7 protein-coding genes are annotated in these 7548 nt (G+C 73.5%); 2 read left to right on the forward strand and 5 right to left on the reverse strand.

Annotated elements, in window-relative coordinates; all coding sequences use genetic code 11:
- Window positions 1-212: 212 nt before the first annotated feature.
- Both ACOJTC_RS32220 and ACOJTC_RS32225 read right to left on the reverse strand, forming a co-directional pair.
- Window positions 213-401 (reverse strand): DUF397 domain-containing protein, encoded by a 189-nt coding sequence (locus tag ACOJTC_RS32220; RefSeq protein ID WP_420119714.1) that lies wholly within the window; start codon window positions 399-401, stop codon window positions 213-215.
- The gene (locus ACOJTC_RS32225) at window positions 392-1192 is read right to left on the reverse strand and encodes a helix-turn-helix domain-containing protein (RefSeq protein ID WP_420119715.1); all 801 of its coding nucleotides are present in this window, start codon (window positions 1190-1192) and stop codon (window positions 392-394) included. Before ACOJTC_RS32225 ends, ACOJTC_RS32220 begins: the two co-directional genes overlap by 10 nt.
- Before the next feature lie 251 nt (window positions 1193-1443).
- On the opposite strand from ACOJTC_RS32225, the gene ACOJTC_RS32230 reads away from it, so the two are divergent.
- Window positions 1444-1743, forward strand: a complete 300-nt coding sequence (locus ACOJTC_RS32230) for a flavin reductase (protein WP_420119716.1) — start codon at window positions 1444-1446, stop codon at window positions 1741-1743.
- 65 nt (window positions 1744-1808) lie between these two features.
- Here ACOJTC_RS32230 and ACOJTC_RS32235 read toward each other — a convergent pair whose 3' ends face one another.
- From ACOJTC_RS32235 to ACOJTC_RS32245, 3 genes are all read right to left on the reverse strand, one after another.
- The gene (locus tag ACOJTC_RS32235; protein WP_420119717.1) at window positions 1809-2666 is read right to left on the reverse strand and encodes a hypothetical protein; all 858 of its coding nucleotides are present in this window, start codon (window positions 2664-2666) and stop codon (window positions 1809-1811) included.
- Window positions 2667-2856: 190 nt separating this feature from the next.
- A complete protein-coding gene (locus ACOJTC_RS32240; protein WP_420119718.1) occupies window positions 2857-4518 on the reverse strand; it encodes a CocE/NonD family hydrolase in 1662 nt (553 codons plus the stop codon).
- Window positions 4519-4523: 5 nt separating this feature from the next.
- Window positions 4524-5039, reverse strand: a complete 516-nt coding sequence (locus tag ACOJTC_RS32245) for a MarR family winged helix-turn-helix transcriptional regulator (RefSeq protein ID WP_363652064.1) — start codon at window positions 5037-5039, stop codon at window positions 4524-4526.
- Window positions 5040-5187: 148 nt separating this feature from the next.
- On the opposite strand from ACOJTC_RS32245, the gene ACOJTC_RS32250 reads away from it, so the two are divergent.
- On the forward strand, window positions 5188-7320 hold the full coding sequence (locus ACOJTC_RS32250) for an MMPL family transporter (protein WP_420119719.1): 2133 nt from the start codon (window positions 5188-5190) through the stop codon (window positions 7318-7320).
- The last annotated feature ends 228 nt before the right edge of the window (window positions 7321-7548 follow it).

Below are 7548 nucleotides of genomic sequence, written 5' to 3' on the forward strand. Positions count from 1 at the left end.
CCGCTGGGTGATACCGCCCGCCCGTTTTATGTCTCGGTGGGGGGGGGGGCGCCGGGGGGCCCCCGCCACCGAGCGCTTCCGGCAGCCGTCGACTCCGCTGCCGGGTCCACTGAAACCCGGCCGGGTGTTCCCGGGCCGGGCTATACCCCGTCGGCCAGCCGACCGTGTGCCCGTCGGTGCCGCGTCGCCGACGGGCGCGCGTCAAGCCCCGGTCAGGGCCGCTTGGCGTTGCGCAGGAACGACCGCCAGGCGGCCGGCGCGAAGGTGAGCACCGGGCCCGACGGGTCCTTGCTGTCGCGGACGCCGACGACGCCGGGCAGGTTGGCGGCCACCTCCACGCAGTCGCCGGAGTTGCCGCTGCTGCGGGTGCTCTTGTGCCAGATCGCGCCGGTCAGGTCCATGAATCTGCCGCCTCCGAGATCAGCTTGACGGTGGCCCCGTGGGACAGCGCCTCTGCGCGCACCGACTCCCAGCATCGCCGCAGCGATTGTACGTCCGCCGTCCGTTCGACGAGGGTGCCCTGTAGCTGGTTGTCGAGGTAGGCGACGTCGTCGCCCTCCGGCGGCGTGGCGATCACGAACGCGCCGTTGAGCCCGGGGTAGGCGCCGGTGTCCCTCGGCACCAGGTGCAGGTGCACCCTCGGCCGGTCGCCGATCTCCCGCAGGTGCAGCAACTGCTCCCGCATCACCTTCGGCCCGCCGACCGGGCGTTCCAGCACGGTGTGGTCGAGCACCGCCACGAACAGCGGCGGGGACGCCCGGTGCAGGATCTCCTGCCGGGCCAGTCGCGCCGCGACCTGCTGCTCCATCTCGTCGCCGATGAGCTGGCTCGCCCCCTCGTGCAGCGCGCGGGCGTAGTCCTCGGTCTGGAACAGGCCGGGTACCACCAAGGGCTGGAACGAGCACAGCGCGGTCGCCTCCTGCTCGATGGTGACCCACTCGCGGAACCAGGGCATCAGGCTCTCGCGCACCTGGGCGTCCCTGATCCGGGCCAACAGGCCGTCGCTTGCCAGCACGGTGTCGCAGCGCTCGGCGAACTCCTTGCGCGGCGGCCGGCGGCACTGCTCGACGGCGGCGACCAGCGAGGCCGAGTAGTTGACCTGCTCGCCCAGCCCCTCCTGGGACAGCCCCGCCCGCGTCCGCAGCCGACGCAACTCCCCGGCGAACAGCTCCAGCATGGGCAGCGGCTCCATCTGCACAACTCCTGTACGTGAAGGACGACGGTGCTGCACGCCCGCTGCGGTGCAGCGCGAATGCCTTCCGACGGTAACGGCATCCTCACCAGACTGTCACCTGTGGCGGACCTGCCCGACGCCGGAGGGGCTCGGGCCGGCTCCGCCGGGCCGCCCCCTGCCCTGGGGGCGGCCCCTCCAGTCCCGAGGAGGTAGCCCGTGCCCGCCAGGACCAGGTGGCACCGAACCCGCCGGCCGACCGGAGGTCACCGGTGACCGGCGTCGACGACGACACCGCACGGCGTCGCGGCGCGATCCCGACGTCGGCCCGCCGGGTGGTCCCGCACGTCGCCATGCGTCCCCTGTGGCGCTGCCGCAACTGCGGCGCGGAGTGGCCCTGCCAGCCGGCCCGGCTGGGCCTGCTGGTCGAGTACCGGGACGACCGGACCGCCCTGCTCGTCTATCTCGCCGCCCTGATGACCGAGGCTGATCATCAGCTCGGCCAGCTCCACCCCGGGCGACGCCCGGAGCTGACCGACCGTTTCCTCACCTGGGCCCGGGCCCGGGGATGACCGCCGGCAGCCGTGGGCACCCCTTCCGCAGGAGGCGGGGCGGAAGGGGTGCCACGGGGTCCGGGTCAGGCCACCAGCCGCTTGGCCAACTCGTCGGCGACCTGCTTGGCGATGGTGGGCGGGATGGCGGCGGCGATCTTCTCCGGGGTGAGCCCGGCCAGGACGCCGGCCACGATCGCCTGCTCGTCGGTGAAGTCCTTGTTGGCCAGTACGGTCAGCGCGGTCTGCAACGAGGCCAGCTGCGCGCCGAGCGACTTCAGGCTCGGGTGCGGGACGACGAAGTCCGGGTTGGTGTGGTCCTCCCCCATCGCCATCCGGGTGTAGATCTGACCCACCGGGTTGCGGCCGTCGAGGACGGTCAGGTTCTTGTGGACGGTCTCCAGCCAGGCGTGCTCTTCGGGTGTCATGTCGGTGTCCTCCAGTAGTCCGATGCCGGTCAGGTAGCGCCGGAACAGCGGGGTCTGGTCCCGTCCGGCCTTGGTCGAGTCGCGGAAGAAGCTGAAGTGGGTGTGCCACAGGTGCGAGTCGTCGCCGGAGCTGCGCTTGCCCAGCCGGTCCCACCGCCGGACGACCTTGCCGTCCGGGCTGTAGATGATCTCCCGCAGGTCACGGCTGTCCGGCGTGTTCGCCCGGCACTGGGCGACGCACCAGGTGGAGAACGTCTGGAGGTTGTGCGTGGTGCCCCCGGAGCGGACAGTGAACGTGCCCACGTCCAGCCCGGAGGCGTAGAGGGTGAGGCCGCCAGAGTCCCGGGGCGACTCCACCACCGAGTAGTCGTTGGTGACCACCCGGTCGGAGCCACAGTGGTAGCCGCCCCGGTGGGCCGGATCACCCACGATCCCCACCGCGGCGGGATCGAGCCCCTTGATGGTGTCGAGCAGGAGCCGGCGGACCGCCAGCAGATTGGCCGGAGCCGTCGTCATGACGCCCCCTCTCCGCAGCCGGAACCGAAGTGCCGACTGCTTCAGCAACAGGCCAGGGTCGGGGAATCTTCGCTACTCCGCGTATGCATCGCCCACAGGAGACCAAGCCGACCACTGGTGCACGTCATCGAGCGTTGCGAGAAACGATAGTCCCAGTTGCGATAAAAACCCCAGCTCAAAGGGGTTGTCTTCAGATAGGTAGAAGCTGGGAACCGGCTGGGACCACCGGCAGCACGAGCCGCGACGGATGCGATGGATCATGCAGGATCTGCCGAACCCCAGCGCGGAGCGTGATCGCCGCGCCGAGTGGTTCCCCGGTGCCGGGGTTGCGCGCGTAGCGGGGATGGGCACCGCCGGACACCTGCACCCGCAGCCGGTGCCCGACCGCGAACCGGTGCGCCACCGGCCACAGCGGCACCGGCACCCGGGTCACCCCGTCCGGGTCGACCGGGAACCGGCCGGGGGCGACCCGGACCAGGCCGTCGCAGACGTTCCAGGACCGGCCGCGCCGGTCCACGTCGCACAACCGCACGAACACGTCCAGGTACGACAGTTCGCTGCGGACGTGGATCTCGGCGTGCACCGGGCCGACCACCTCGACCGGCTCGGTCAGCACCGCGCCGGTGTAGACCAGCACGTCGGGCCGGGCCTCGACGGGACGGTTGTCGACCGGGCCGGCGCGCTGGGCCACCAGCAGCGGGCCGCCCAACGACGGGGTGGGGTCGGCCGGGTCGTACCGGATGGTGTCGGGGGGCGACGCGGCCGGCGGCTGCGGGTCGAGCCGGCCCCCGGCGTGCAGGTGCCAGGAAATCGCGGTGGCCGGCGGCGGCCACTCGGGCAGATCCCGCCAGCCGCCGCCGTCCCCGCCGACGTGCACCCGCACCGGGGCACGCGGCGACGGCGGCCGGCCGTGCAGGTGGGCGTCGAGCCAGCCCAACCCCTCCCGCAGCGCCTCGGCCAGCAGACCGGGGCTGCCGTGTGTCCACGGGCCGACGGTGAGCCGGGTGGGCACGCCCGCCGCCCGCAGCGCGGCGTGGTCGGCGAGCTGGGCGGGGAGGAAGATGTCCTGCCAGCCGCTGACCATCGTCACCGGGGCGCGCACCTCGGCGATCCGCGCGCCGAAGACCCGGGTCCGCCAGTAGTCGGCGTCCGGGGTGTGGTGGCGCAGCCACTCCTGGAAGAACGGCACGGTCACCCCGGTCGCCACCCGGTCGGCCTCGGCCAGCGGCAGGTGGGCCAGGGCGGCGGCCAGCCGGGGCTGCCCGCGCTTGAGTTCCCACTGCCGGGCAAGCCACGGCACGGTCTGCGCCTGGAGCAGCTCGGCCCAGGTGAGCACCGTGTCCAGGGCGAAGGACTCCCCCGCGTACGTCGAGTCGCGGGTGGCCGAGGCGGTGACCACCGCGACCATCGCGGCCAGTTCCTCCCCCGCGTCGGCGGCCAGAGCCCACTGGACGAAACCCTGGTAGCTGGCCCCGAACATGCCGAACCGGCCGGTGTACCAGGGTTGCCGGCGCAGCCAGTCGACGGTGTCGAGCCCGTCGTCGCGCTCGTGCACCAGCGGGTCGAACAGCCCGTCGGACCCGTCGGTGCCCCGGCAGGACTGGATCACCAGGTGGAAGCCGCGACCGGCGACGAGCCGGCCGAGCAGCCGCATCGGCCCGCCCCGCCCGTACGGCGTGCGGATCAGCACGGTCGGCGCGCCGGGCAGCCGGGGGGCGTAGTGGTCGGTGCGCAGCCGCGCCCCGTCGCGGGCCCGGACCGTGACGCCCCGGGTGACGTCGACCCGGTGGGTGGCGGCGGCCGGCAGGCGCAGCACGGCGGCGGCGAGGCGGGCGAGCGACAGGTCCGGCACGGCGCTCAGTCCGCCGGCCGGCGGGACGGCTCGGCGCGGGCGGCCCGCATCGCGTCGCGGTGCTCCCGCATCGAGTCGACCATGGTGGCCAGGAACCGGTGCACGACCGCCAGCTCGTCGTCGGTGAACCGGGCCATCACCTCGTCGGTGCGCCGCCCGAGCGGGCCGAAGAAGCTCATCGCCAGGGCGGCCCCCTGGTCGGCGTAGTGCAGGAACACCTTGCGCCGGTCGGCGGTGTCGCGGTCGCGGCGGATGTGCCCGGCGCGTTCCAGCCGGTCGACGAGCGCGGTCACCGACCCGGAGGAGAGGTTGAGCTGTTCGCCGAGCCGGCCGGGGGTGATCGGGTCGCCGAGCAGTTCGGCGTCCATGACGGCGATCAGGGCGTGCAGGTCGGTCGGGTTGAGCCCGTGCAGGTTGGCGAACGCGTGCCCGATGTGCTGCGCGTCGACCGAGTAGCGCCGCAGGTCGTTGGTGATGTCGGCCACCATCCGCCCGCGCGGGTCGTCCCGCCGCCGATACATCCCGTGCGTTGCCACGCCCGCCGTTGCCCCCTGTCGCTGTGTCCGGTTGCAGCATAGAACAGCGGCCGATAATCTCGGCTATCAAGATACTCGAAGGGCGGGCTATCTTGCCGTCCGCGTTCCCACCGACAGACCACGAGGGCCTCCGATGTCTCTGTTCACCCGCGTCGCCCGCAGCCGGCTCGCCGCCTGGCTCACCGTGGCCGCCGCGATCGTCGTCGGCGCGGTCGTCTTCGGGCTCCCCAAGCCCGACAACCCCGCCCCCGTCTCGGCCACCGGCCTGTCCGTGCAGTGGCAGTCGACCCAGGTGGAACGCCTCCAGGACCAGCTACCCGACAACGACGTCCAACCGGCGATCGTCGTGGTCAGCCGGGACGACGGCAGCCCGCTGACCGACACCGACCGGGCCGCCGTCACCGACCGCTCCGGCGCGTTGGGCCGGCTCGCCGTCGGCGGCCAGGTCAGCCCGCCGCAGGTCTCCCCCGACGGCACCGTCGCGCTGCTCGCCGTCCCGCTGGACACCGCCGGCGGCCAGCAGGCCGTCGCCGACGAGGTGGCGAAGGTCCGCGACAGCCTCACCGGCCTGCCCGACGGCCTCACCGCCGCGGTCACCGGCGCACCCGCGTTCACCGCCGACCTGACCAAGGTCTTCGAGGGCGCCGACCTCACCCTGCTCGCCGTCACCGCCGGCGTGGTCGCCCTGCTGCTGCTGGTGACCTACCGCAGCCCGTTCCTGTGGATCGTGCCGCTGATCGTCGTCGCCGCCACCGAACAGCTCACCCTGCGGGCCGTCGACACCATCGTCCCCGCCGTCGGCATCAACCTCCAGGAGGGCGCGGTCACCGGCATCGCCAGCGTGCTGGTCTTCGGCGCCGCCACCGACTACGCCCTGCTGCTCATCGCCCGCTACCGGGAGGAACTGCGCCGCGACGAGGACCGGTTCGCCGCCATGCGCGCCGCCGTACGCCGGACCGCCGAACCCATCCTCGCCAGCGGCGGCACCGTCGTGCTCGGCGTGCTCACCCTGCTGCTGTCCGAGCAGGAGACCAACCGGGCACTCGCCGTGGCCTGCGCCACAGGCGTCGTGTTCGCCATGCTCTCCGCACTGTTCGTGCTGCCCGCCGTGCTGGTCATCTTCGGCCGGGGACTGTTCTGGCCGTTCGTGCCGAAGGTCGGCGGCCCGGCCCGGGAGGGCAAGCTGTGGGGTCGACTCGGTGCCGCCGTGGTCCGCCGCCCGCTGCCGGTCGCCGTGCTGTCCACCCTGCTGCTCGCCGGCCTCGCCCTCGGCGGGCTCACCCTGCGCACCGGGCTGTCCGAGACCGAACAGTTCCGGGTCAAACCCGAGGCGGTCGCCGGAGCCGAGACGCTGGCCCGCGCCTTCCCCGCCGGCACCACCCAGCCGGTGGCGGTGCTCACCAACCCGGCCGCCGCCGCCGAGGTCACCCGCACCGCCGCCGCCGTGCCCGGGGTCGCCTCCGCCCGGCCCGGCGTGGCCGGCACCGCCGTCGCCCAGGTCGACGTGGTGCTCACCGACGAACCGGGCAGCCCCGCCTCCGACCGCGCCGTCGAGGCGCTGCGCGACGCGGTGGCCGCCGTGCCCGGTTCCGCGCCGCCGACCGTCGGCGGTGCCGAACCGGCCGAGGGGGCGCTGGTCGGCGGCACCGTCGCGGCCACCTACGACTCCGACGAGGCCAACACCCGGGACCTGCGGCTGATCCTGCCGATCATCCTGGTGCTCGTCTTCGCCGTGCTGGTGGTGCTGCTGCGCGGCCTGCTCGCCCCGCTGCTGCTGGTGCTCACCGTGATCGCGTCCTTCTTCGCCAGCCTCGGCGCGGCGTGGCTGCTCTTCGACCACGTGCTGGGCTTCCCCGCGCTCGACAGCGGGGTGCTCCTGCTGGCCTTCGTGTTCCTCGTCGCGCTCGGCGTGGACTACAACATCTTCCTGGTCACCCGGGCCCGCGAGGACGCCCGCCGGGCCGGCACCCGCGACGGCATGCTCTCCGCCCTGCGGGTCACCGGCGGAGTGATCACCAGCGCCGGCATCCTGCTCGCCGCGGTCTTCGCCGTCCTCGGCGTGCTGCCGCTGATCCTGCTCACCCAGATCGGCATCATCGTGTGCATCGGCGTGCTGCTCGACACGCTGCTGGTGCGCACCGTGCTGGTGCCGGCGCTGGCGTTCCTGCTCGGCGACCGGTTCTGGTGGCCGGGGCGGATCGACCGGGAGGCCGACGACGACGCGGGGGCGGCCACGCCCGCGCCGGCCGTCGCCGCCCGGGACTGATCCGCCCGTCCAGCCCGGCCGGGGGTCCCCACCTGCACCAGTGGGGGCCCCCGGCCGTCGGCGTACCCCGGCGGATGTGGCGCCCGTCACGGGCCCGTCCGGTCACCGGGAGCAGTGCCCGGACGGGCCCGTACGGGCCCGCGTACGCTATGAGTCCGACCAGCAGGGTCGACTCCCCCGGCACCGACAGACCGAAGATCACTGTGGCCTCGTCCGCGGTGACCGTCG

This window comes from Micromonospora sp., from assembly GCF_048594385.1.
GTDB lineage: Bacteria > Actinomycetota > Actinomycetes > Mycobacteriales > Micromonosporaceae > Micromonospora > Micromonospora wenchangensis.

Bases quoted from the DNA above. Each gene is read 5' to 3' on its own strand.
- ACOJTC_RS32220 (WP_420119714.1), bottom strand. From the start codon at position 401: ATGGACCTGACCGGCGCGATCTGGCACAAGAGCACCCGCAGCAGCGGC.
- ACOJTC_RS32225 (WP_420119715.1), bottom strand. From the start codon at position 1,192: ATGGAGCCGCTGCCCATGCTGGAGCTGTTCGCCGGGGAGTTGCGTCGG.
- ACOJTC_RS32235 (WP_420119717.1), bottom strand. From the start codon at position 2,666: ATGACGACGGCTCCGGCCAATCTGCTGGCGGTCCGCCGGCTCCTGCTC.
- ACOJTC_RS32245 (WP_363652064.1), bottom strand. From the start codon at position 5,039: ATGTATCGGCGGCGGGACGACCCGCGCGGGCGGATGGTGGCCGACATC.
- ACOJTC_RS32250 (WP_420119719.1), top strand. From the start codon at position 5,188: ATGTCTCTGTTCACCCGCGTCGCCCGCAGCCGGCTCGCCGCCTGGCTC.